The following is a 22862-nucleotide window of genomic DNA, read 5'->3' on the forward strand; positions in this document are numbered from 1 at the left end:
ATCCTCCGTCCGCAGCAGCCTCCTCAGGCCGCCAGCCTCAGCGCGTCGGCAAGCTGGGCGAAGTCGCTGGCCGATAGGCCCGGACGAACGGCGAAGTCGATGACCGCCTGGAAGATTGCCGGCGGCGCGTCCTTTTTCATGGCGCCCAAGAGTGCCGCGCGCTCCACCGGATTGATCGCCGGGACCATGATGCGCATGAAGGCCATGCTCTTTTCCGGCGGCAGGGAGGCGATGATGCGCATCTCGATACCGAGGATTTCGTTGTAGGTGAAGTTGCGCCACAACAGAGGGCCGGTCACCGTCTCCTCCTCGTGCATATGCGCGAGATCATCGGCGATATAGGCGGCGAAGGCAAGATAGAGCTTGCGGCCGCAGGCGGGCTTATGCAGCGGCCTGGCCTTTTCCCAGGCGGCGATCAGTTCTTCCAGCTCGCGGAAGGCGGTGCGGTGGTCGTCGTGCTGCTCGTCCAGCGTGACGGTCGAGACGCCCTTGTCGGCGAGCGCCATGTGGATGTGCTCATCCTCGTGATTGACGTGGGAAGCGGCGAGCATCAGGTAATTGCGAAGGTCGTCGATCAGGAAGCCCGTCTCCTCAGCGTTCTGGAAATCGGCCGTGCCGAGGCGTCCGAGCAGGTCGCAGCCGGCCTTGCGCAGGCCCTTGTGCACCGCGCCGTAGATGTCGTAACGGCCGTTGAGATCGGGAATGCTGGTAAGCGAGAATTCGTGGCTCATGATGGTTTTCCTCTCGTTGGCCGGCGTCTCTTCCTGTGCGCCGGGCTGATGGCCGAGAGATAGCCGAGGCCTTTCCGAGACGCTTCCTAAAACCATCCTAAGCAACCGCAGCGATTGCTAAGAATATCCTAACTAACTATCATCGCGGCATACCATGGGGAAAAGCAGTGCTGGGGTCGGAACTCGCGGAATTCATAGAAAGTCCCGTCATGATCCTGTTCGCGACGCGCGACGAGGCCGGCCGGCCGATGATTGGCCGCGGTTCCGGCGTGCGCTTCGACCGGGAGAGCGGGCATCTGCACTTTCTCGCCTCCCGCGGCCAATGGCCGAAGGCCGTGGGCGAGGCACTGCCCGGCCGACCGATTGCCACGACCTATGTGCGGGCCACCGACTACAAGGCCTGCCAGATCAAGGGCCGGGTCCTTGAGGCGGGGCCGGCGGATGCCGCCTTCCAGGCACTGGGCCAGGCTTATGTCGCAGAACAGCTCGCGCGGATGTTGGCGCTTGGGGTCACCCGGATGCAACTCTCCAGCACGCTCTCGGACCAGGAACTCGTCTGCCTGACGATCGAGCCTAAGGAGATCTTCGAGCAGACACCCGGGCCGGGCGCCGGGCGCAGGCTGACGCCGGAAGCTGTCGCATGATCCCACTCGAAAGGCTGCGCGACAGTTTCGAGGGCGTCATTCCCTCCGTCATCGCCACCACCGATGCGGATGGAATGCCCAATATCTCCTATCTCTCGCATGTGCATTACGTCGATGAGACGCATGTCGCGCTCTCCAACCAGTTTTTCTCCAAGACCGCCACGAATGTGGCGCGCAACGGGCTCGCGACCGTGATGGTGGTCGACGGCTATAGCGGCCAGCAGCACGTGCTCGACTTGGTGTTCGAGCGCTCCGAGACGGAGAGCGATACCTTCGAGCGGGTGGCGATCCATCTGGCGATCCTGGAAAGCCGGATGACCGGGATCATGAAACTGCGCGCCGTCGACATCTACCGGGTGGAGGACTGTCGGGCCGTGCCAGCCGCCCATCCGCTGGTCGAGCCGGAACAGCTTGTGCTGCCCGACCTGATGGGCAAGGTGGCGAGGCTGACGGCGCGGATGCCGGACTGCAGCGATCCGGAAACGCTGCTCGACGTGACGCTTGAGGGCCTTGGCGAGTTGTTCGGCTACCACCATTCCATGGTGCTGGTGCCGGACGGCGAACGCGGCGGGCTGACGACGATCGCCAGCCGCGGCTATGACCAGTTCGGCTTTGGCGCCGAAGTTCCGCCCGGGCACGGCATTATCGGGGTTGCGGCGGAGCGGCGGCGCAATGTGCGGATCACCGACCTGAGTCGCGGCCAGCGCTACATCCAGGCGGTGCGGGCCATGGCGGGCGTCGAGGATGCAACGCCGATCCCGCTTCCGGCGCTCGACAAGCCGCTCAGCCAGACCGCGCTGCCGCTTGTCTCGCGGGGAAGGCTCGTCGGCGTGCTCTTCTCGGAATCGGCGGAGCGGTTCACCTTCCGCCATCGCGACGAGGAGGCACTGACCGTGATCGCCGCGCATCTGGCCACCGCGCTCTCCTTTCTTTCCGAGGAACGCGAGCGGGCGGAGACGGGCTTGCGCGAGAAGGCGGAGGCGGAGGCCGACGAGGCCGTGAGGCTGCCTGGCGGTCGGCGCATCGCCGTGCGCTTCTATCCGCGCGATGGCTCGCTGTTCATCGACAACGATTATCTCATCCGGGGCGTGCCGGGGCGGCTGCTCCTGCACTTCCTCGAGGACTATGCACGCACCGGCAAGCGGGACTTTCTGAACCGTGAGATACGCCGGGACCGGCGCCTGCAACTGCCAGATTTCAAGGACAATCTGGAGACCCGGCTGATTTTGCTGCGCCGGCGACTGGAGGAAAAGGCAGGCCCGATCATGCTCGAGCGCGCCGAGCGCGGCCGCCTGCGGCTCACCCTTGCCGGCCGTCCCGAGATTGAGTTGGTGGAAGACTGACCGCGGCGGGTTTCCCCTCCTGGCTACTGGGCCGACGGAGAACCACATAATTCCTGATTATGAAGCCAGATTCCAAATAGATTTCAGATGGTTGGGAAATCAAAACCGCCTGCCACATAGGAGCGCGGTTTTTTTAGTTTCAACACTAAATATCCCGCCATGCTGCGGCGCGGAACACGCCATTGCCTGACGGTTCTAGAGACGATCATTGCTTTTCGGAATTGGGCGGGATCCCAAACCAGATTCGTGATCCATCATGGATGCTGGCATAGAAGCCAGTATCCATGACGCGACCCTATTGAGAGGAGTCCCCTCGCCCTCTCTCCACCATGGCCTCTTACCACGTCCGAAAATTCCAAACAGGAAGTCCAGAGGCTTCCTGACCATCCGGAAGGCCGATGTCGTGGCGCATGCGATCCGGCAGGTGGGAGATTTGGTTCTCCGTTTGGCGACGCCTCCAGACGACGAAAAACAACGCCCACGCCGTCTTCCAGACGCCGAATTTCTGGCACAGTTCATCGACTGTTGCCGAAAGGGTATCAACAACTAAAGATTGTGCTTCGCGCATAGTTTCTTCCCCGGCGCAATTACGCGGCCGGGTCCTTTCGAAGGTCATAAGACGCGCGGATACGGTCGCGGAAATGCGAACAGTCGCTCTGGTAGCCGGTGACGTCAGGATAATTGGAAAATGCTAAACGACAGAAATCCGGGGTTTAGTAACCCTGGTGCCAATGTCGGCTTGGGCTCGATGCACATCGCATCGACGCTGACACGGCCGTTCCGCCAGAGAAGCGTGCAAACACGAGAATAGATTTCATTTGACGCCTCCTCTGATTTGATTGCGAGAGCTGCAATGTTACACGAGATCGGTTTGTCGGCAAGTATGCAATTTCACATTGCAAACGCGAGGCAAGATTCGTTGCGAAAAGGCAACACTATACCGACGCCGCGCGCCAACTGTCTGGAAAACGATCGCGCGCCCTCCTCACCCATAAGGCTACGGCCCACAGCAACCATGCTGCAACAGCCGAACATGCTCCCCATGCTCAGCTGGCCGATCTGTTCGGGAAGCAATGCGACGCGGAACACGAGACATTGAGAGAAATCACCCAACCACCTGTAGGCGGCGAGATATCCCGTGGTGAGGCTAGACATTGCCCACTGAATATGAGGCTGGCTCGACTTTTGAGCCTGCTCGGGCGGTGCTTATGGCCTACGAGATCGTAGCTAAGCTTTCCAGCGCCCTTGATGTACGCTCAACCAATGCCGGTTCGCCGCAGACAAAAGCAAAGGGCCCCTGCGGCAGGCCAGCGGACCAGTCGAGCGAATGAGCGCAGCCAACCTCCGCCGCAATGATCGCCGCGCCGGCGACGTCCCATATATGTTCCCCGAAACCGATATAGAGATCGGCCTCGCCGAGAATAACGGCAATAAGGCTGGTCACCGCCGATCCCGTCCGACGATCGGCCAGTCCCAGTTCGTCGCGCACGAAACCGGACAGCCAGCGATCATTGTCCGTCGACATCCAGGTCGAAACGCCGGTATGCGCAATGCTGAGCTCCGTAGATCTGCCGCGCATCGGAAGCTTTTCCCCATTACGCCAGACACCCTTTCCTGATTCGGCCACCAGCAAAGTTCCCTCGACAGGCGCATTCAGTGCGGCGCCGATCGGGCGATCGGACGCCAATCCGATGGACACGCCCCAGGAGGAGCCGCCGCGGACAAAGTTATGGGTGCCGTCGATCGGGTCGATGATCCAGGTATGGCCGGATTTACTCGAAAGGTTATGCCCTTCCTCTCCAATGATGCCATCCTCGGGAAAGAGCCGGCTGATGCGGGATGAAATCATCGCCTCCACCGCGCGGTCGACATCGGTGACAAAATCGAGGTGACCCTTGGACATCACCGACAATGAAAGCTCACGTTGACGCGATCGGGCGAAGTCTCCCGCAGCGGTAGCCATTTCGGCCAGTTCTGAAATCAGTGGGACATCCTGCCTCAAGGTAAAAAACTCCAGATTGCATAATAAAATACAGTATTTCTAGCAAGTATAGGCGGTTTAATTTTCAACGATGAAAAATTATCAAGCGTTATGTCAAATGAATATTATATGAATATTTTGTGTCGCGGGATATTTCCAAATTTTTTCCATTTTATTCATCGAATTGTCACTGAACCTTCAAAGGTAATTCGTATTACCACTTTACACAATCGCTCCATCCGGACCTTACCAACATCGCAAAAAGGTGGACGTCATGAAACTTCGCACTGCACTAATGACAGCATCGCTTCTCTGCGCGGCCTATGCACAGGCAGGCGCGGTAGAACCAGTAGGCGCACCAGATTTCAACATCAAGACCAATGTAGATCTGAAAACGCTGACCCCCGCAAATTTCTACGACGTGCTCCTCCCGGCGGCCAAGGCGGAAGGCCACATCACCTTCTACGATTTCGGCGAATCGGAGAACGTCATTTTCGCCGAAATCATTCGTCGCTTCGAAGCCAAATACGGCGTCAAGGTCGAATATCATCAGGTCGATGGCGAACAGGCAGTACAGCAGCTGATCGCCGCCAAGCAGGCTGGCCAGCCTTCGCCGGCCGATGTCTTCTGGATGCCGAACGGCTCGGTCCGTGTCGCCGATCAGGCCGGCATAATCGCCAACCTGCCGCTCAACACCATGTTGCCGAGCGCTCCGGACCTCGAGCAGAACGCGGCGACCGTATCGCGCGGCTACGTCCACGGCGGCAAGGTCGTGCCTTACCACCGCAATCTGACCGCGATCGGTTACGATACGCGCGCCTTCCCCAATGGCAATGAACCGAAGAGCTTTGCCGAACTGCTCGCCTTCGCCAAGGCAAACCCGCAGAAGATGGCGGTGACCGATCCGACGCGCGGCGGCGCCGGCGGCGGCTTTCTCGAAAGCGCCATTCTTGCGATGACCAGCAAGGACTGCCAGGCCCACCTTTATGATTACACCGTGTCTGAAGCCGACGCGACCGCCTGGGCCAACGGCCCCTGCATGGATCCGGTTCTTGCCTATTTCAGGGAGTTGCGCCCCAACGTCGAATTCACCAACGGCAACACGGACTCGCTCAACCTGATGGCAAACGGCCAGGCCGAAGTGGCGACCGTATGGGAAGACGAAGTTTACGACTTCACCGGACGTGGTCTGCTGCCACCGACGGTCAAGTCCCGCCTTCTCACCGATGGCGAGGTCGGCGACGGCGACGGCGCCATGATGCCGTCTGGCGCCACTCACGTCGCCGGCGGTCTTCTCTTTCTCGATTTTCTGATGTCGGACGAAATCCAGCTTTATAAGCTCACCGTCAACGGATCGCGTTCCGCCCGCACAAAGCTCGACATTGAGAAGGCCCTGACTGCTGACGTCACCGGCCGCCTCGTGCCGCAGGACCAGTATCTGAACTATTCGCGCCCACGCATCGTCGGCGCCATCTCCGACGCTGCCGCCAAGCGCTTCGTCGAGACCATCCTGCAGGGTAGCTGATCGCGCCCATCCGCTCCTCAGCAAGGGCGGCGATCAGTCGCCCTTTTATCCTTCTTCATCGCTGGAATTACAGATCATGGCGCGCGTTCTCCTTGTCGACCTCCATAAGAGATTCAACGCCACGCTGGCCGTCGACAATTTTTCCCTCGACGTCGCTGAGGGCGAATTCGTTGCTCTCCTCGGCCCTTCGGGATGCGGCAAGACGACGGTCATGCGGATGATTGCCGGCATCGCCGAACCCGATAGCGGCGAGATCGCGATCGGGGGAAGGCGCGTCGATGGCTTGTCGCCCGAACACCGCAATGTCGGCCTGGTTTTCCAGTCCTATGCTCTGTTTCCGCATATGACCGTCGAAGCCAATATCGCCTTCGGACTTCAGATGCGCCGCGTTCCGCGCGACGAGATGCGCCGGCGCGTCACAGCCGTTCTCGACATGGTTGATCTCTCGCAGCTCGCCAAACGCCATCCGCGTCAGCTATCCGGCGGTCAACAGCAGCGCGTCGCGCTCGCTCGCGCGCTGGTCACCGAACCGGATGTTCTGCTTCTGGACGAACCGCTTTCCAATCTCGACGCCAAACTGCGCGAGCATCTGCGCGAGGATATCCGAAATCTGCAGCGCCGCCTCGGCATCACGACGATCTATGTCACGCACGACCAGTCAGAGGCGCTCGCTCTTGCCGACCGTATCGTCGTCATGAACAGCGGGCGCATTGTCGAGGAGGGTGGCCCGCGCGACCTCTATCAGACGCCGAGACGTCGTTTCACCGCCGAATTTCTCGGCCAGACCAATATTCTCGCCGCGACGGCTTCCGACGGCACCCTTCATTTTCCCTGGGGTGGCGAGCGGTCCGGCTGGAACGGTCAGCACGGCCGCCTCGACCTCTCGATCCGCCCGGAAGACATATCCATAGAGGCAGAGGCGACGGGCCCCGCGGTGGTGACCGATGTCACTTTTCTCGGTGCGGATATAGAGCACAAGCTCGATGTTGGCGGCTTGACGATGCGCGCGCGGGCGAGCGGACGCGGGGTGAAAATTCTGCCGGTCGGGACGCGGATCACCATCAGTCTTCCTGGCGATCTGCACGTGCTCTCGTAAAGGAGGCAATGGAATGAACCGACCGGCCGCCCTTCTCCTCCTGCTTTTGCCCGGTGTGGGATTTCTCGTTCTTTTCTTCGGGCTGCCGCTTGTTCTCGCGTTTCTCGCAAGCGTCGGCCTGGGTGCCCTCGGCGATAGCCATGGCTTCACATTGGAGCATTACCGTTCGATCTTCACCGACAGCGTCTATCGCGACGGACTGGTCTTCTCGATCTATATCTCGGTAGCGCCGACATTGGTCAGCCTAGTCATAGCCCTGCCGCTCGCCGTCCTCCTGCAGGAGAGCTTTCCCGGCAAGCGGCTCTTCCAGACGCTCTACAAGATACCGCTGGTCGTACCGGCAATCGTCGCCGCTTTCATCGTCATGACGCTCTTCGATCGCGGCGGCGAGATATCGCGGCTGCTGCAACCCTTTCACCTGCAACTGCCGAAGCTGGTGCGCGATCCTTGGGCGCTCGGCGTGATCATCGCCATGGCCTGGAAATCGATCCCGTTCATGACGCTGATCATCGGAGGCTCGGTCGCGGCGATCCCACACGATCTGAAACACGCCGTGCGCACGCTTGGCGGCAACCGCCTGACCGTCTTCTGGCGGATCGAGCTGCCCCTCGCGCTACCGGGTATCACGGCGGCCACGCTGCTCGTCTTCGTCGGAACGACTGGCGCCTTCGCGGTACCGTCACTGCTCGGGCCGATCTATCCCAAACCGCTGTCGCTGTGGATGTACCAGAGCGCGCTCGAGAAGAACGACTGGGCGACGGCATCGGCCATGGGCATCATGCTCTCGCTCGTCGCCTGCCTCGTGCTCGTTATCTACTATCGCATCACATCCGGCATGCGCACCGGCATCAGTGGAGAGACCAGATGACGATTGCCGTTTCACTTGGCTCGCGCCGGGATCGGGCAGATATCAGGCGTCGTCGACGACCTGAGGGATTGTGGTTGTCCGTCGGCCTCTATGCCGCGCTCACGCTGACGCTGTTGGCGCCGCTTGTCGTGACGCTCCTCTGGTCGCTGGTCGATCCGAAGGGAGGATGGTTCGCTCCCGATATTCTGCCGCGCGGCCTCTCTCTCGTCCATTGGCAGGCGATCGCTGAGGATCGCAGCCTGGTTTCAAGCATCGTCACGAGCCTGTCGATATCGGCCATCGTCATGGCACTCTCGGCAGTCCTGGCGCTGCCGACCGCCTTTGCGCTCGCCAAGATCCCATTCAGGGCCAAGCGGGTAGTGGAGATGTTCGTCCTGGCGCCGCTGATCGTTCCCGGACTGGTCGTCGGGATCGGCATCGGTTTCGTCTTTTTTCGCGTCGGCCTCGCCTATACCGTCCCCGGTGTCATCCTCGCGCAGACCATTGGCACGCTTCCCTTCATGATCCGCATTCTGTCGGCGACGCTGGAGAACCTGCCTATGGATCTTATCCATGCCGCCCGTACACTCGGCGCAAGCCCCCTCAAGGTTGCGCTGCGCATCGTCGTGCCGCTCACCTGGCCTGGTTTCGTCGCCGGCGGCCTTCTATCCTTCGTTTCGAGCTTCGAGGAATTCGAGAAGACTTTCATCGTCGGCGCCCCGCAGGTCGAGACATTGACCGTAAAGCTCTGGGCGGTTCTCGGCGGCAAGGTTCTGATTTTTCCAAACGCGGCTGTGGTGACCTTCATCCTGCTCGCACCCACCGTCATCATTTTCATCCTTGCCGAACGTGCGTTGCGCAACGAAAGCGCACTCGCCGCCGGTATGGGCAAGCTCTAGTCTCACCGATCAAGGAGAATTCAATGCTCAAGCTTCTCGCGCAGAACGCTGCCGAAGTTCACGTCTGCGGCCATCGCGGTCATTCCATCGGCGCACCGGAAAACACCATCGCCGCCTTTGCCGCCACGCGCGAACATGGTGGCGATTCAGCGGAGATCGATTGCGTGTTGACGGAAGACGGCGAGATCGTTCTGATGCACGACCAGACGCTGGATCGCACCACCAATGGCACCGGTCTCGTCTCCGCCAAAACCCTTGCCGACATCCGAGCGCTCGATGCCGGCGGCTGGTTCGACGAACGCTTTGCCGGCGAACGGATCCCGACGCTTGCAGAAGCGATTGAATTTGCGAAGACATATGATTTCGGCCTCGTTGTCGAGGTCAAGGAAGCACGCCAGATGGACCGGTTCGTCCGGCGCCTCGGCGCGGTTCTTGCCGAAATCGATGGCGCCGACCACCTCGTCATGATCTCTTTCGACCATGCCTTCCTGCGGGACCTGAAGGAGGCGCTGCCCAGCGTTCGCACCGAGGGCATTACCCATGCCCGCCATGCCGATTTCGTCGGCGTTGCGAAAGCGGCGCGTCTCGACTCTATCTCGATCGAGCATCAGATGTTCGCTCCGCAGGATGGGGCCGCCCTTCATAAGGCTGGCGTCGCCGTGCGTTTCCACCTGCAGCGGCCGGCCTACTACGATCGCTACAAGGCGCTCGGCATCGATCTGCTCGCGCCGGTTTCAGCCCATATCGCCGACGGCGTCATCGATACCATTTCCGGCGACGATGTCGCCTTCCTGGCCCAACTCAAGGCAGCAGGTGTTGCGAAATGAACGACTGGATCGCGCTCCCCACGGTCGAACAGGTCTCCGAACTGACAGTCGTCTCCCGTGATGAGCGCGAGCGTCTCCGCGATGGTCCGGTCGACGCCGCAACCTTCGCCGCAGCCTTCGATTCCATCCCGGCATTGCGCCAGATTGAAATCGGCGGGAATGGACCTCGGCGCACGCCCCCCCGTACTTCGCTGAGGGTGGCAAGCTGGAACGTCGGGCGATTGCGGCATCTCCAGGCGATCGGTGACACCTTGGCTCAGCTCGCGCCCGACGTCACGCTGCTGACCGAGATCGACAAGGGCATGGCGCGATCGGGAAATGGCCATCGCATCGCGGAGCTCGCGGCCCGCCTCGGCCAAGGCTACGCTTACGGCGTCGAATTCATCGAGCTCGATCGCGGCGACCCTGAAGAGCGGGCCATGCACGCCCATGAAATCGATCTTCTCGGCTTTCACGGCAACGGCATCATTACCGATCTGGTCCTGAGCCGGCCTTTCCTGGTGAGGCTGGAGGCTGAGGGGAAATGGTTCGGCTGGGAGCGGGAGGAACCACGCATCGGCGGCCGGATGGCGATCGGCGGGCAGATCGAGCTTGATGGCACGAAAGTGACCCTGGTTGCCGTGCATTTCGAAAGCCATTCCGACCCTGAGCATCGAGCCTCTCAGGCCGCGCATCTTCTCGATGTGATCGATCGCTATGACCCGGTTGCGCCGGTTCTGATCGGTGGCGATTTCAATACATCGACATTTTCGTGGGGGACAAAGTCGCACGACGCCGCAAGCGTCGCCGCGGCACTTGCCGCCGATCCCAGGCGACGCGTGGATGTCGAGCCCTATGAGCCGCTCTTCGCGCTGATGGCCAGGCGGAGATATGACTGGATCCGATGCAACGTTCCGGGCGTACCCACCGAAAGGCCGGACGAACCGACCGACCGCGTGCTCGGCAAGATCGACTGGTTTTTCAGCCGAGGGCTCAAGGCATCTCTTCCCGCCGTCATTTCGGCGCTGAAGGCGGATGGGACGCCATCCTCGGATCACGACTGCCTGATGGTGGAGATCGGACTTGCCTGAGCACGCCCCGCTGGCTGCGGCACGGCAACGAACGGCTGGCGTTGCGAAAGGCTGTGGTCGAAACGGCGTGACAAGATTGTTGTAGGCCCCATCTACAACCACGCCATTTCAGACCGCTATAAGGGGGTTCCCGTCCCGCGACTCGGTCGGGAGAAAGGTTATGCGGACACTTGTCGGCGACAACGAACAACAACGCGAATGACTGCCGGGAAGTGAAGCAATATGGCCCCGAATAAAAACAAAGAATCCCATTCCGTCACGTCTCATGACGTCGCCAGGGCGGCAAATGTGTCGCAGGCGCTTGTCAGTCGGGCATTCACCGGCAAAGGGCGTATATCGCCCGAGACCCGTGCCAGAATTCTGAAAGTCGCCGAAGACATAGGCTGGCATCCGAATGCACTTGCCCGCAGCGTGGTCACCGGTGATGCGCCACTTGTCGCCGTCGTCACGGCGCGATTGAACTTCGACTGGAGAGCGCAGGTACTCTCCCATCTGCTGAGATCGATCCAGGCATGGCACCTCAAGCCGCTGCTCTTTTATGCCGAGAACGATGAAGACGTCGATCGTCTACTTGAGGAAACGATGGAATGGCGGACGCGCGGCGTCATCGTCATGGCTGGCGATATACGGGCGCGCCGGGCGGAGGCGATCATCTCAGCCGGCAGGTTCCTGGCGACACTCAACCGGCCTGCCAACCACCCCGACGCCTTTGCCGTGGCGACCGATAATAGACAGGGCGGTGTCATGGCGGCCTCTCATCTTATCGAAGAAGGCCGGCAGAAATTCCTTGTCATGAGTGGGCCACAAAGTAACTGGGCAAGCGAACTCCGCACACAGGGTTTTGTCGATGCAATCCGTTCGCAAGGCGGATCGGCGGCCATTTGGCGCAACGAAGCCATGACGATGGAAGCCGGGAAGGAATGTGCAGCGGCATTTCTTGCGCTGCGCCATAACGAGAAGCCTGATGCGGTCTTTGCGACGGATGATGCCCTCGCGCTTGGCTTCATGGATGGCTTGCGAGGTCAGGCGCACGTTCCTTCGGATCTATCGCTTCTTGGCTTCGATAATATAGCCGCATCCGCCTGGCTGCCCTATCAACTGACGACATTCGAACAACCGCTCGATGAAATGGTGGGTCGGATCGTTCACCATATCGATCTGCATCAAAAGAAGCAGCTCGACACTTTTCATTCAACCATTCCCCATCGGATCGGTGAAAATGGTGTCGTCTACTGCCTACCGAAAATCATTCGACGGGCAACCACGAGATCTCCTGCTTGACCGGATTCGAACCACGACCAGCAAACCGCTCAGCTCCCTGGGGCGCCTAGCGGACGTTTCACTGCGTTTCTCAATGTTCATAAGTACCAGATATCGTTGATATATATCCGAGAGCGCACCTAAGATTCCGGCCATCCCTACACCCAGGCCCAAAACCTCTGCGCGAACATGAAGGCCTCCGGCGTCACTGTCTATACCGTAGGATTCAACGTCGTCGACTCTCAGAGAGCGAGAGACCTGGTCTCGAAATGCGCAACGGACTCATCGCATGTCTATCTGCAATCCACTGGACGGCTCTCAAGGACGCCTTCCACGCGATCGCCCAGGACATATCGAAACTGAGGGTCTCAAAATAACAGGGCTATCCGCGATTCTACTGTGACCTGGTGCCAGGCGGATGAAGCATATCCATGCCGCCAACAGCACGGTCGGACACTCCAAGCAGATCGGCCATTCTAATAAGATCGGCCACGGACTCCGCCCGCATCTTGCGCATCGCCTGGCCGCGGTGGACCTTCACGGTGATTTCGCTGAGGCCGATCTCGGCGGCGATCTGCTTGTTGAGGCGTCCGCGCGCAACGAGCGCCATCACCTCGCGTTCGCGCGCCGTGAGCGTGGCCAGGCGCTCCTGGAGATCGGCGGCCGAGGCCTCCTGCTGGAGCCGGGCGCGATCCCTCCCGAGGGCCTCCCGGATGGCGTCGAGAAGATCCTGCTCCCGGAAGGGCTTGAGGAGGAACTCCACCGCCCCGGCCTTCATCGCCCTGACGGACATTGGGACGTCGCCGTGGCCGGTCAGGAACACGATCGGGATGAGATTGCCAGTCCTCGCCAGCTCGTTCTGGAAATCGAGACCGCTTGCATCCGGCATTCTGACGTCAAGGACGAGACAGGCGGGTCCGTCGGACCGCGGATGAAGCAGGAAATCCTTTGGTGAAGCGAAGCTGCGAGTGTCGTAGCCAACGGACCGGAAGAGGCTGTCCAGCCCGTTCCGAACAGAAGGGTCGTCGTCGATGACGTAAACGGTCGGCCGCTGGTCCTCCATCTTCCTATCTCCTCGTACTGACGTCCAGTAGCAACGTGAAGCCGAACACCATGCCGTGCGGGAAGTTGGGCGCTGCGTAGATCGTACCACCGTGCGCCTCGACGATCGATCGGCTGATTGCCAGGCCCATTCCCATCCCTGCAGGCTTCGTGGTGTAGAAGGCCTCGAATATCCTGTCGAGGGCCGCGGGCACGCCGACACCGGAATCGCGCACGCTCACCGTCATTTTCTTTCCGTCGGTGGCCGCGCTGACCAGCAGTTCGCGCTGTTCGGGATTGACGTCGTTCATCGCCTCGATGGCATTGATGACGAAGTTCAGAATTACCTGCTGCAGTTGCACTCGATCCCCGGTCACTGTCGGCAGATCATTGGCAAATTCTGTCCGCAGCACGATGTGATTCTTCCGAACCTCGTTACGCATGAGCAATAGCGTCTCGGTGATCACGTCGATCATGTCGACTTTATCGAACAGAGGCGAGGCCCTCGCGACGAGGCGGCGGACGCGGCCGATCACTTCGCCGGCGCGATCGGCATCCTTTACGACCCTGTCAATGGCAATGCGCGCCTCGTCCTGGTTTGGCGGCGATGCCGAGAGCCAGCGTAGCGCCGCATTGCTGTTGGCAGCGATGGCGGTGACAGGCTGGCTGACCTCGTGAGCAATGGATGTGGCCAGCTCGCCCATGATCGTGACCCGCGACATATGAGCGAGAGCGGCTTGGGCCTGCCGTGCCTTTGCCTCGACGGAATCGATCCTGATCGCAAGATAGGTCGTCGCGCCTATGGCAAGTATGCTCAAGGCGCTATTCACGATGCCTGGCTTCGGATCGCCATGCTGGGTCAGCAGGTGACTTACGACAGTAAGAATGACGCAGCCAATTCCCACGACCATGACCGCCCGCGGACGACCGGATCGCACCGAGATCAGGATCACGGAGACGTATAGGACAGCGAAGGCCATCTCAAGGTCGGTCACCGTGTCGGCGATGAAGATGAGAGATGCAAGCACGGAGATGCCCAACCACAGAAGGGGCATCTCGGTCACGTATCGGACAAACTCACGCCTCATGCCGCGTCCTTCCCGTCAACATCGATTTGAACACAGGCCCGGCCTCGACAGCATGCAGCGGCGCCGCGATGGCCGCACCAGTGAAACTGCGGACTCAAGCGTCTCTCAAAACTAGCGCCAACACCGCTTCCTTGAAAGCCGATCACGAAACCGCGTGCGAGGGCGGTGATGAGATTGAAGGGCACTCGATTAAGTCCGATCGTCATGATTGTCGTTTCCAGCGTAATAGCGCGAAAGACGGCGGCGTTGGCGCCGCAGAATCGCAAGACTTGCACGATTGAGGCGCGCAGCAGTGCGCATGAGCACGCGTGTCTGGTAAGGCGACAGAACACCTTGGAAAAACAGTCGCGTGGTCCAACGCAGAACCCAGTGGGCACCCCAAAGAAGCGCCTGCATCTTCACTAGCGAGAAATACGTCTCGAAGCGTCCAGGTCCAGTCGCCAAAGTCATTCCGCAATGGCCGTGTTTGCGGCCGCAATGGCATGACTTGCGGCCATCCGCAAATAGGTGGAGTGCCGCAAGGACGCGGCCGCGTTCTTCGTTGTCTCTGCGCATGATGATCCCGCCTTGCGACCGGGCAGGTCGCGCGGTCCGACGCGCCGCCTAGAGTTGCGGGGCGCTCGAATCCCATGCGTGGTTTCCTGCCTCAGGCGCATACTGATTTCGAAGAGGTGTGATGAACGGCCGTCCCCTTGCTCCGGGGACGACCCGTCGTCGGTAATGATCGCTCATAGTCGCTTCCGCTGTTCTCTCAACTCGGATTTTCAAGCGTGAACAGGTCGGCATTTTCGTCATAAGCGAAGTATTCGGCGTAGCGCGCCCAGTTCGTCACCGCCTTCAGGGTGGTGTCGGCATAGTCCTCCGACATGTGGTCTTCGAGCTCGTCGCGGAAGCGGCGTGCCGGCGCGCGGTGCGTGGGGCGTTCATCAAGAACCCGGCGAATATGAGCGGCGAGCGGCACATAGGTCGCGAGATGCTGTTCGAACAGGCGTTTGCGCTCGTCGACGTCGCTGTCGGAGAAGCGCAGGCCCGGCGCCGTCAGCTTGATGTCGCCCCCCTCTAGGTCGGCGAAACGCAGGAGCTGAAGCGTCTCTGCCACGGGGAAGAGGTCGTCGATGTCGAGATGGAGGTGCGTGGCTAGCGGCGGCAAGTCGGCCTTGCCCCGATAAGGCTCGGCCGCGACCGTTTCGATCAGACCGGACATCAGGTTGGTCGACACCCGCGGCAGGGCCATGGCGATCCCCGTGCCTGGGAACAGCCCATCGCGCGCAGGTGCGCCGGTCTTCACGGTCATTCTGGCATAGATATCCTCGACCAGCATGCGGAAGGTGGGGTCGAGACGGTTGCGCGGCTGCGGCAGGTCCACGCGGATTTCGGCAATCACGCGGCCGGGATTCGATCCGAAGATCAGAATGCGGTCGCACATGAGAACCGCTTCCTCGATGTTGTGCGTCACCATCAGGATGGATTCGATCGGCATCCGGCCCTCGCACCAAAGGTCGAGAAGGTCGGTGCGCAGCGTCTCCGCCGTCAGCACGTCGAGCGCCGAGAACGGCTCGTCCATCAGCAGCACCTTGGGACGCACGACGAGGGCGCGCGCAAGACCGACTCGCTGGCGCATGCCGCCCGACAGTTCCTTTGGATAGGCACTCTCGAAGCCATCAAGACCGATGAGGTCGATGGCGGCAAGAGCGTGTTTGCGTCGCTCGGCCGGTGCAACACCCTGGGCTTCGAGACCGAGCTCGACATTCTGCAGGACGGTGAGCCAGGGAAACAGGGCAAAGCTCTGGAAGACGACGGCAATTCCCGATGTCGTGCCGACAACGGGTTTGCCTTCGAAGCTGATGGCGCCCTTGCTTGGTCGGATCAGACCGGCGATCGCACGCAGCAGGGTCGACTTGCCGGAACCGGATCTGCCGAGCAGGCCAACGATCTCGGCCGGACGGAGCTCCAGATCGACATTGTCCAGCACGACCAGCGAACCGGACGCCCCTTTGTCGTAGATTTGGCAGACCTGCTTGGCGGACACCAGGGGTGCATTTGCAGCAATCTCGGGCTTCTTCGTGAGTATGGTGGGTTCCATGTTTGTTACTCCGACTGGAATGGTTAGTTGAGACGCAGGCGGCGTTCGGCGAAGACGTAGAGCGGGCGCCAGAGGGTTCTGTTCAAGAGGGTTACAAAGAGCGACATCACCCCGATGCCGAGGATGACCCGCGGGTAATCGCCGGCCTCCGTGGCCTTGGCGATGTAGGAGCCGAGGCCAAAGGCCTCCAGCTTGGTGTGGCCCCAGCTCACCACTTCGGCGACGATGCTGGCGTTCCACGAGCCGCCCGACGCCGTCAGAGCTCCGGTGACATAGTAGGGAAAGATTCCCGGCAGAATGGCCCGCCGCCACCAGGTCCATGACCGGAGCTGGTAGACGGAGGCGGCCTCCCTCAGATCAGTCGGAAAGGCGCTTGCTCCGGCAATGACATTGAAGAGAATGTACCATTGCGTACCAAGCACCATCAGCGGTGAAAGCCAGACGTTCGGGCTCACCCCGGTCGCGACGATCGCAACGACCGCGAAGGGAAAGAGCACGTTCGCCGGGAAGGCTGCGAGGAACTGGGCGACCGGCTGAACGCGCTCGGCGACGGCTGGCCGCAGGCCGATCCAGACGCCGACCGGCACCCAGATCAGGCTCGCGACCGCAATCAGCAAGATCACGCGCAGCAGGGTGACAAGGCCGCCACTGAAGGCCTCCCATGCGTCGCTCCACGTCAGGGTCTGGCTCACAAAGGACAAAGCAGTCCAAATACCCCAAAGGCCGACGGCTGCGATCAGACCGAGCCAGGCATAGTCGAGCGCTCGTGTGGTCATGCTACGATCACGTCCCACGAGCGGCGCAGCTTGAGATGTCGCCGACAATCGAACGAGCATCAGGCTGCGCCATATCCAGCCGATCGGCCGCGTCAGGAGCTTTAAAAGGCGCGTGCGCTGAATCAGCGAGTAGACCCAGGAGCGGGGCTTGTCCTGCCCTGCCGTTTGCTCGAAGCGGAACTTGTCGGCCCAGGCCACGATCGGTCTGAAGAGGAGCTGGTCGTAGAGCACGATGACAATGCCCATGGCGAGCACTGCCCAACCCACCGCTGCAAAATCCTGCTTGTCGATCGCAACCGCAAGCCAGGAGCCGAGGCCGGGAAGCTGGACCGTCGTATTGCCGACGGTGATCGCCTCCGACGCGACGACGAAGAACCAGCCGCCCGACATGGACATCATTGTATTCCAGACGAGGCCGGGAGCAGCAAAAGGCGCCTCCAGCCGCCAGAACCGCTGCCATGCGGAGAGGCCGAACCCGCGGCTGACCTCGTCGAGATCGCGCGGTACGGTGCGCAACGACTGATAGAAGGAGAAGGCCATGTTCCAGGCCTGGCTGGTGAAGATCGCGAAGACTGACGCGCATTCGGCGCCGAGCTGACTTCCTGGGAAGATTCCCATGAAGAAGGTGACGGTGAAGGTGAGAAAGCCGAGTACAGGCACGGATTGTAGGATATCGAGGGCGGGAATGATGATCATCTCCGCCCGCCGGCTCTTTGCCGCCAGGGTCGCGATGACAAACGTGAAGATGAGTGACGCGGCAATTGCCGCGAACATCCGGAGCGTCGTGCGCAGCGCATATTGCGGCAGCCGTGCGGGATCGAGCGTGAGGGGCGCGCTTGCCAGCCCCTCCAGCGGCGCGCGCATCTCGGCCGCTCCATGCAGAGCCAGGACGGCCAGGGACGCGACGAATGCAAACGCGACGAGATCGTAGCCGTTCGGCAGGATGCGGGCCCGCGCCAGTTCGGCAACGGCGGCATGCCCTCGACGATCGTTGGAAAGAAAGACCATGTGTGACCTCATGGAAGAACAGGGTGTCGTCATCGGCATGTCCGTGCGGAGTCGTCATAGCCGCAATGATCGGCTCGACATCCGCGGACACGCAGTCGAAAGAAAGAGGCTCCGAGGAGGATCCTACGTCGCGCCGTGGCCGTGAGTGCCACGACTGCCACCTTCGTCGCGGATCGCGCGAGCTTCAGTGGTCCAGAAGCACTCCTGCTTTCCGTTGAAAGGATTGGTGTGCCAGACGGCAATAAGAGCGGGGCGCAGGACGTGCGCACGACCTGGGCGCTGCGGCCCAGCCTTGGCGGGCTGCGTTTGCATGATAGAAAATTTGGATGCGGCTGAGCGGCCGCGGAAAGGGATGATGTTGTTCATGGCTCACCTCCTCGGCCCGCTATCGGCGGGTCCGGATGGCGAGCCGGACAGGCTAGGCCCGACCAGCGCTCGCCCGGCGGATTCTGCCGGGAGCGGTCCAGGTTGTTATGATGACCATCCGGCGGCGGCCTGACACCGCAGCCGGACAGCGACTAAGGTAGCTGTCCATCTGCTTCTTGATAGGTTGTTTCGGTAACCAATGCACCGCGCTGTGGTGCGAAGGCATGGCCGTATTGTCATGGGGAAGGTGAGTGGTCAATCAGGCGTTGGTGCACTGCAATTACACCATCGTATAGTCGACGAACGCCGCCTTCCACGGCCCGCATACGGAATGGGAAACCATCAGCGGTTAGCGCGCGGCCGCTGATGAAGAGGACATAATCTTAAGGCGTATCTTGATTGAGTACTGCACGCTCCAAACGAAGTTCCGATCCGAATTGGCGAAGGATGAGCGCCGGTAATCCACGAGAATCGTCCGGCTCAAAGGAGATACGGAGGTCAACAACAGGCGAAGTAAAAGTTCTTTCGCCGCTTGCTACCAGCGGAACCGACTTGAGCGACCCAATCCGCAAAGTTAGATTATCAAAAGACCGCCTTACTGATAGAGCCTGCCTGAAAAAGAGCGCTTGCTCTCACTTCGTCCTGCCGGTCGGCAGACCGCACGCCGAAACCACATTCCCACGCAACTTGGCAATGATCGACAATCGCGATGCTTACGCCGGGGGTTGCATGTCGGTACATTAGGTCATCGAGCGACGACGGCGGGCCATTTCGAAGGGGAAATGGTGTTTCCGGCCTCAAGTCATGCAAAGCCTTCATGGCCCGATCATGGATAGATGACTTGTTCATCATTGGCACTCCAAGCAAGAATGGTGCGGCTAAGCGCAACGATTGCATTCAATGCCAGAACCATGACACTCAGGCGAACACATCCAAGCAGCCGTCGATCATGTGATGGCAATTTGAGGAATTCAGAGATGGTCATCAAACACCGACGCCGGTCTGCCTGGCAATTCCTTTTGCTACCCTTGCGGCTTGCCATAGCCCTGCTCGTAGTCATCAGCGAGATCGCCCGACCGCTATACCGACCATTCGTGAAGTGGTTCTCCTCGCTGCCCATCGTCGAGCACTTCAGCGAGCTTGTTGGTTCGTTACCACGAGCTGTGATTCTGGTTCTCTTCGTCGTGCCGCTTGCGATTGCTGAGCCGCTAAAGATTTATGCTTTATTCGTTATCGCCAGTGGTCATGTGATCACCGGGCTCGTAATAATCGCATTGGCTTACCTGATGAGCTTCCTCTTGGTCGAGCGCCTTTTCCACGCAGGCCGCGAGAAGCTGCTAACTTACGGCTGGCTCAGATGGACTATGGATCGCGTTGAGACTGTTCGAAACTGGGTCTCCGAGATGAAAGAAAGCGTCATCGCGACGGTGCGCGGTTGGCTCGGATATCTCGGGAACTAAGACGCCAAAGGTAACTCAAAGCTTCGCTTAAGGGCAGGAGGGCGCCCGACTTGACAGCTGCGTCAGTTTCCTGGCGAGAGGCCATGTTTGAAACCTCAATTGGTATTGCCGCAGCCGGTCGTTCGACCGTTGAACAAATCCCTCTCTATCCGAAGACAATCTGACAGGCCGAAGTGCTCGCCGGAAACAACCCGTCTTCGCCTACCGGTACGGGTACATCATCCAACGTCTTCACCTGCGCAATAGCTCCGCCTTTTGCAGTGAGTGCGAGGGTGCAGGACACGTCCTCATCATGTTCCGGGACATAGCGCCGCTTCCTGATTATCCAGTTCCCTTCAATCGACTCGTCCACATATGTCCTCGCGGGTATCCGCACCACGCGAGATCGCTGCCAGGTCAGCACGGCCGCGTCGCCAGAATTGCTGCGGTTCGTCGGTGCGCCAAACTTGTCCTGGAATTTCGAAATCGGTTTGCCACGCCATTGGCTGCCGACTTTGTTGTAAGGCGCTGCAGCGGCTATTCGAATGCCCTCCCCTAGCTTTGCAACACCAGCCTGTAGGCCTTTGACCGCTCCACCGCAGCCGGAAAGAATTAAAGGGAGTGCGGCAACGATCAAAAGCCTTTTTGTAAATTTCATTTCTGCTTCCAATTTCGCGACGTTTCGATCACAGGCATTTGCGATAAGATCGTGCTGGACCGGAAAACTCTAAGCGGGCTTCCAGAGCGCGTGTCCTTCTCGCGGTTCCGTGCCGTATACCGGTGGACTATTAACGGGCGTCAAAATCTATCGTTAAGATTGAATCGGGAATTTGCACCTCAACACGGCATTTCAAAAGGAGCTTTGAAGCATGCTAAGCGTCACGGTATCCGTTCTTGACAATCCTCGGAGGAAGATCACCGGGCGGTGCTTGATCCTCTGCGCCGGCGGACAACATCAGGCTCGTCATGGTGACCGGCGGCATCGGCGCCTCAACGGCTTCGCGCTCGGTGAACGGGTGATCGACGATCTCACTCAACGTGAATTTTTGAGTTAGCGTGCGGTCTGGACCTAGGAAGCCTCGATGGGCTCGCCCCGAGATCATGAATTGTGTATTTAGGTTTAACCGAACGCCCGGGGATGATCGAGGTTCTATCGCGGTACAATGCTATGATCGACGAAAAAAAGCTTGAAGAGCGTTTGGAGATGGTCGAAAAGGCCAAATCCTGGAGTCCGCGTGTCGTCTCGCGGCTTGAGATGCTGCTGCGCGCGGGCACGGACGAAGCACTTCATCGCATCAATCCGATTGAGTTCGCCAAAGAGAAATCGATTGCCGAGGCTGAAGCGATCGATCTTTTCCTCCATGCATGCGTGGCTGGATTATTCGATATGGATTGGCTGCTCGTTTGTCCGATGTGCTCCGACGTTGTCGAGAGCTTCCGGAGCCTGCGCAAACTGCACACGCATTTCCACTGCCACCTCTGTCAAAGCGATTACGACGCGGCGCTGGACGACTACATCACGGTGACATTTACGGTTTCGCCCGCCGTGCGCAGCATCCGCTTCCATACCCCGGATGCGCTTTCGGCCTGGGATTACGTCTTCCATTATAAATTGACGTCGGGCGGCATAATGCCCGACGGCGTGCCATGGCGGGAGGCTGCCAAAGAGCTGGTGAGAGTGCTCACCCGTATAGAGCCAGGTTCTACGGTCAATCTTGAGGTCGATGCCGCCGAAGGCGCGCTTCTGGGCCAGGATTTCGAAAGCGACGCCCAATTCTTCTTCCCAGTCGCAATGGGGACGGGTGCAACGCCATCCCACGTGCCGGTCATGCTCGACCACGGCAAATGCGTGGCCGCCACTGCAAACATCGCGCCGGGTAAGGTCGTCTTCGAAGTTCACAACGCTGGTACGCTGCCGGTGGTATTCGGCATCCTACAGCTTCCGATGGCGACGTTTCTGCGCCCGAGGCTTCACTTCAGTCCGTCCTTGTCCGGCAAACGGTTGCTGACGACTCAAACCTTTCGCGACATCTTTCGCTCAGAGGTGATCAGCGCCACTGAGGGCATTGCAGTTCTCGATATTACTCTCGTATTCACCGATCTCAAGGGCTCCACCGCCCTCTACGAGCGGATCGGCGACCTTAACGCCTACATTCAGGTGCAGCGGCACTTCCAGCATCTTCTCGACGCCACCGTTCGGCACAATGGCGCCGTCACGAAGACGATCGGTGACGCGGTGATGGCGGCGTTTTTGACTTCGGCCGATGCGGTGCAGGCGACGCTTGATATGCGCGAGGCCGTGGATCAGCTAAATCGGGACCGCTTGCAACGTGATTTCATCCTTAAAATCGGCGTGCACCGAGGTGCTGCGATTGCGGTGACGCTCAACGAGCGGCTCGACTATTTCGGTCAGACGGTGAATATCGCAGCGCGGGTGCAAAACCTTGCCGACGGCGACGAGATTTGCCTCACCGAAGAAGTTTACGGCGCGCCGGCTGTGGCGGAAATTATTGCGCCGTACCCGACGGCAAAAAGCGAGGTGGAACTCAAGGGCGTCAGCAAGACCATGTCGGTCTATCATTTAGGCCGGACAACATCGTAGCCCCTATCCAAGAAGACATATAGCCGATTGGAGCATCTTGGGTGATCCTGGCAAGCCTCAGGTCTAGCAGCCGCGTCAGCCAAGCATCGTCCCTCGTATGCCGGTGTTGACGTTGATCCGTTCCTTGCGAGCGCTCGGATCCGCCACCATCTTTTGCAAAAGTGCCCAGCGCTCTTCCGCCGCACGGTCATCCGGAGACCAGACTAACATCAGACAGCGGACATTCCAGGGGAGCA

At 60.0% G+C, this 22862-nt stretch carries 23 protein-coding genes; 11 read left to right on the top strand and 12 right to left on the bottom strand.

Features of this window, described 5'->3' with window-relative positions; genetic code table 11:
* Positions 1-23: 23 nt before the first annotated feature.
* Positions 24-731 carry a hypothetical protein gene (locus FHT86_RS27250; RefSeq protein WP_133710080.1) on the bottom strand — a complete coding sequence of 236 codons (708 nt, stop codon included), beginning with the start codon at positions 729-731 and terminating at the stop codon, positions 24-26.
* A 167-nt stretch (positions 732-898) separates the two neighbouring features.
* On the opposite strand from FHT86_RS27250, the gene FHT86_RS27255 reads away from it, so the two are divergent.
* A complete protein-coding gene (locus tag FHT86_RS27255; RefSeq protein ID WP_133710079.1) occupies positions 899-1375 on the top strand; it encodes a hypothetical protein in 477 nt (158 codons plus the stop codon).
* On the top strand, positions 1372-2718 hold the full coding sequence (locus FHT86_RS27260) for a GAF domain-containing protein (protein WP_133710078.1): 1347 nt from the start codon (positions 1372-1374) through the stop codon (positions 2716-2718). The genes FHT86_RS27255 and FHT86_RS27260 overlap by 4 nt, the downstream gene beginning before the upstream one ends.
* 337 nt (positions 2719-3055) lie before the next feature.
* Here FHT86_RS27260 and FHT86_RS27265 read toward each other — a convergent pair whose 3' ends face one another.
* Complete coding sequence (locus FHT86_RS27265; protein ID WP_133710077.1) at positions 3056-3286, bottom strand: DUF1127 domain-containing protein; 231 nt, start codon at positions 3284-3286, stop codon at positions 3056-3058.
* Between the two features lie 645 nt (positions 3287-3931).
* Positions 3932-4720, bottom strand: coding sequence for an inositol monophosphatase family protein (locus tag FHT86_RS27270; protein ID WP_133710076.1), 789 nt, complete (start codon positions 4718-4720; stop codon positions 3932-3934).
* Positions 4721-4973: 253 nt separating this feature from the next.
* On the opposite strand from FHT86_RS27270, the gene FHT86_RS27275 reads away from it, so the two are divergent.
* The 7 genes from FHT86_RS27275 to FHT86_RS27305 all read left to right on the top strand — a co-directional run bounded on the left by FHT86_RS27275 (position 4974) and on the right by FHT86_RS27305 (position 12244).
* On the top strand, positions 4974-6224 hold the full coding sequence (locus FHT86_RS27275) for an extracellular solute-binding protein (RefSeq protein ID WP_133710075.1): 1251 nt from the start codon (positions 4974-4976) through the stop codon (positions 6222-6224).
* Between the two features lie 76 nt (positions 6225-6300).
* Positions 6301-7320, top strand: a complete 1020-nt coding sequence (locus FHT86_RS27280; protein WP_133710074.1) for an ABC transporter ATP-binding protein — start codon at positions 6301-6303, stop codon at positions 7318-7320.
* 13 nt (positions 7321-7333) lie between these two features.
* Positions 7334-8188: an ABC transporter permease gene (locus FHT86_RS27285; RefSeq protein ID WP_133710073.1), complete on the top strand. Its 855-nt coding sequence runs from the start codon at positions 7334-7336 to the stop codon at positions 8186-8188.
* A complete protein-coding gene (locus tag FHT86_RS27290; protein WP_133710072.1) occupies positions 8185-9066 on the top strand; it encodes an ABC transporter permease in 882 nt (293 codons plus the stop codon). Before FHT86_RS27285 ends, FHT86_RS27290 begins: the two co-directional genes overlap by 4 nt.
* A 23-nt stretch (positions 9067-9089) precedes the next feature.
* Positions 9090-9893 (top strand): glycerophosphodiester phosphodiesterase, encoded by an 804-nt coding sequence (locus FHT86_RS27295; protein ID WP_183868933.1) that lies wholly within the window; start codon positions 9090-9092, stop codon positions 9891-9893.
* Complete coding sequence (locus FHT86_RS27300) at positions 9890-10963, top strand: endonuclease/exonuclease/phosphatase family protein (RefSeq protein WP_133710070.1); 1074 nt, start codon at positions 9890-9892, stop codon at positions 10961-10963. The genes FHT86_RS27295 and FHT86_RS27300 overlap by 4 nt, the downstream gene beginning before the upstream one ends.
* A 222-nt stretch (positions 10964-11185) precedes the next feature.
* Positions 11186-12244 (top strand): LacI family DNA-binding transcriptional regulator, encoded by a 1059-nt coding sequence (locus FHT86_RS27305; protein WP_133710069.1) that lies wholly within the window; start codon positions 11186-11188, stop codon positions 12242-12244.
* Between the two features lie 373 nt (positions 12245-12617).
* Here FHT86_RS27305 and FHT86_RS27310 read toward each other — a convergent pair whose 3' ends face one another.
* The 7 genes from FHT86_RS27310 to FHT86_RS38940 all read right to left on the bottom strand — a co-directional run bounded on the left by FHT86_RS27310 (position 12618) and on the right by FHT86_RS38940 (position 19482).
* Positions 12618-13286 carry a response regulator transcription factor gene (locus FHT86_RS27310; RefSeq protein WP_133710068.1) on the bottom strand — a complete coding sequence of 223 codons (669 nt, stop codon included), beginning with the start codon at positions 13284-13286 and terminating at the stop codon, positions 12618-12620.
* A gap of 4 nt (positions 13287-13290) precedes the next feature.
* Entirely contained in the window at positions 13291-14352 is a 1062-nt protein-coding gene (locus tag FHT86_RS27315; protein WP_133710067.1) for a sensor histidine kinase, read from the bottom strand.
* Between the two features lie 189 nt (positions 14353-14541).
* Positions 14542-14907, bottom strand: a complete 366-nt coding sequence (locus FHT86_RS27320) for a hypothetical protein (RefSeq protein WP_133710066.1) — start codon at positions 14905-14907, stop codon at positions 14542-14544.
* Positions 14908-15103: 196 nt separating this feature from the next.
* Positions 15104-16435 carry an AAA-associated domain-containing protein gene (locus FHT86_RS27325; RefSeq protein WP_133710065.1) on the bottom strand — a complete coding sequence of 444 codons (1332 nt, stop codon included), beginning with the start codon at positions 16433-16435 and terminating at the stop codon, positions 15104-15106.
* Positions 16436-16458: 23 nt separating this feature from the next.
* Positions 16459-18219 (bottom strand): ABC transporter permease, encoded by a 1761-nt coding sequence (locus FHT86_RS27330; protein WP_133710064.1) that lies wholly within the window; start codon positions 18217-18219, stop codon positions 16459-16461.
* 123 nt (positions 18220-18342) lie between these two features.
* The gene (locus FHT86_RS27335; RefSeq protein ID WP_133710063.1) at positions 18343-18585 is read right to left on the bottom strand and encodes a hypothetical protein; all 243 of its coding nucleotides are present in this window, start codon (positions 18583-18585) and stop codon (positions 18343-18345) included.
* Positions 18586-19167: 582 nt separating this feature from the next.
* The gene (locus tag FHT86_RS38940) at positions 19168-19482 is read right to left on the bottom strand and encodes a serine hydrolase (protein ID WP_133710062.1); all 315 of its coding nucleotides are present in this window, start codon (positions 19480-19482) and stop codon (positions 19168-19170) included.
* Positions 19483-19562: 80 nt separating this feature from the next.
* Between FHT86_RS38940 and FHT86_RS27345 the strand changes: the two genes are divergently transcribed.
* Entirely contained in the window at positions 19563-20045 is a 483-nt protein-coding gene (locus tag FHT86_RS27345; RefSeq protein ID WP_133710061.1) for a hypothetical protein, read from the top strand.
* 145 nt (positions 20046-20190) lie between these two features.
* Here the strand turns inward: FHT86_RS27345 and FHT86_RS27350 are convergent, their stop codons facing one another.
* Entirely contained in the window at positions 20191-20682 is a 492-nt protein-coding gene (locus tag FHT86_RS27350) for a hypothetical protein (protein ID WP_133710060.1), read from the bottom strand.
* Between the two features lie 510 nt (positions 20683-21192).
* Between FHT86_RS27350 and FHT86_RS27355 the strand changes: the two genes are divergently transcribed.
* The gene (locus FHT86_RS27355; RefSeq protein WP_246779683.1) at positions 21193-22626 is read left to right on the top strand and encodes an adenylate/guanylate cyclase domain-containing protein; all 1434 of its coding nucleotides are present in this window, start codon (positions 21193-21195) and stop codon (positions 22624-22626) included.
* Between the two features lie 75 nt (positions 22627-22701).
* Here the strand turns inward: FHT86_RS27355 and FHT86_RS38505 are convergent, their stop codons facing one another.
* Positions 22702-22836: a hypothetical protein gene (locus FHT86_RS38505; RefSeq protein ID WP_281413728.1), complete on the bottom strand. Its 135-nt coding sequence runs from the start codon at positions 22834-22836 to the stop codon at positions 22702-22704.
* Positions 22837-22862: the final 26 nt, after the last annotated feature.

The organism is Rhizobium sp. BK313 (assembly GCF_014193655.1).
Classification (GTDB): Bacteria; Pseudomonadota; Alphaproteobacteria; order Rhizobiales; family Rhizobiaceae; genus Rhizobium.

Bases quoted from the DNA above. Each gene is read 5' to 3' on its own strand.
- FHT86_RS27250 (WP_133710080.1), bottom strand. From the start codon at position 731: ATGAGCCACGAATTCTCGCTTACCAGCATTCCCGATCTCAACGGCCGT.
- FHT86_RS27260 (WP_133710078.1), top strand. From the start codon at position 1,372: ATGATCCCACTCGAAAGGCTGCGCGACAGTTTCGAGGGCGTCATTCCC.
- FHT86_RS27265 (WP_133710077.1), bottom strand. From the start codon at position 3,286: ATGCGCGAAGCACAATCTTTAGTTGTTGATACCCTTTCGGCAACAGTC.
- FHT86_RS27275 (WP_133710075.1), top strand. From the start codon at position 4,974: ATGAAACTTCGCACTGCACTAATGACAGCATCGCTTCTCTGCGCGGCC.
- FHT86_RS27280 (WP_133710074.1), top strand. From the start codon at position 6,301: ATGGCGCGCGTTCTCCTTGTCGACCTCCATAAGAGATTCAACGCCACG.
- FHT86_RS27285 (WP_133710073.1), top strand. From the start codon at position 7,334: ATGAACCGACCGGCCGCCCTTCTCCTCCTGCTTTTGCCCGGTGTGGGA.
- FHT86_RS27290 (WP_133710072.1), top strand. From the start codon at position 8,185: ATGACGATTGCCGTTTCACTTGGCTCGCGCCGGGATCGGGCAGATATC.
- FHT86_RS27295 (WP_183868933.1), top strand. From the start codon at position 9,090: ATGCTCAAGCTTCTCGCGCAGAACGCTGCCGAAGTTCACGTCTGCGGC.
- FHT86_RS27300 (WP_133710070.1), top strand. From the start codon at position 9,890: ATGAACGACTGGATCGCGCTCCCCACGGTCGAACAGGTCTCCGAACTG.
- FHT86_RS27305 (WP_133710069.1), top strand. From the start codon at position 11,186: ATGGCCCCGAATAAAAACAAAGAATCCCATTCCGTCACGTCTCATGAC.
- FHT86_RS27310 (WP_133710068.1), bottom strand. From the start codon at position 13,286: ATGGAGGACCAGCGGCCGACCGTTTACGTCATCGACGACGACCCTTCT.
- FHT86_RS27315 (WP_133710067.1), bottom strand. From the start codon at position 14,352: ATGAGGCGTGAGTTTGTCCGATACGTGACCGAGATGCCCCTTCTGTGG.
- FHT86_RS27320 (WP_133710066.1), bottom strand. From the start codon at position 14,907: ATGCGCAGAGACAACGAAGAACGCGGCCGCGTCCTTGCGGCACTCCAC.
- FHT86_RS27325 (WP_133710065.1), bottom strand. From the start codon at position 16,435: ATGGAACCCACCATACTCACGAAGAAGCCCGAGATTGCTGCAAATGCA.
- FHT86_RS27330 (WP_133710064.1), bottom strand. From the start codon at position 18,219: ATGGTCTTTCTTTCCAACGATCGTCGAGGGCATGCCGCCGTTGCCGAA.
- FHT86_RS27335 (WP_133710063.1), bottom strand. From the start codon at position 18,585: ATGAACAACATCATCCCTTTCCGCGGCCGCTCAGCCGCATCCAAATTT.
- FHT86_RS38940 (WP_133710062.1), bottom strand. From the start codon at position 19,482: ATGCAATCGTTGCGCTTAGCCGCACCATTCTTGCTTGGAGTGCCAATG.
- FHT86_RS27345 (WP_133710061.1), top strand. From the start codon at position 19,563: ATGGTCATCAAACACCGACGCCGGTCTGCCTGGCAATTCCTTTTGCTA.
- FHT86_RS27350 (WP_133710060.1), bottom strand. From the start codon at position 20,682: ATGAAATTTACAAAAAGGCTTTTGATCGTTGCCGCACTCCCTTTAATT.
- FHT86_RS27355 (WP_246779683.1), top strand. From the start codon at position 21,193: ATGATCGACGAAAAAAAGCTTGAAGAGCGTTTGGAGATGGTCGAAAAG.
- FHT86_RS38505 (WP_281413728.1), bottom strand. From the start codon at position 22,836: ATGTTAGTCTGGTCTCCGGATGACCGTGCGGCGGAAGAGCGCTGGGCA.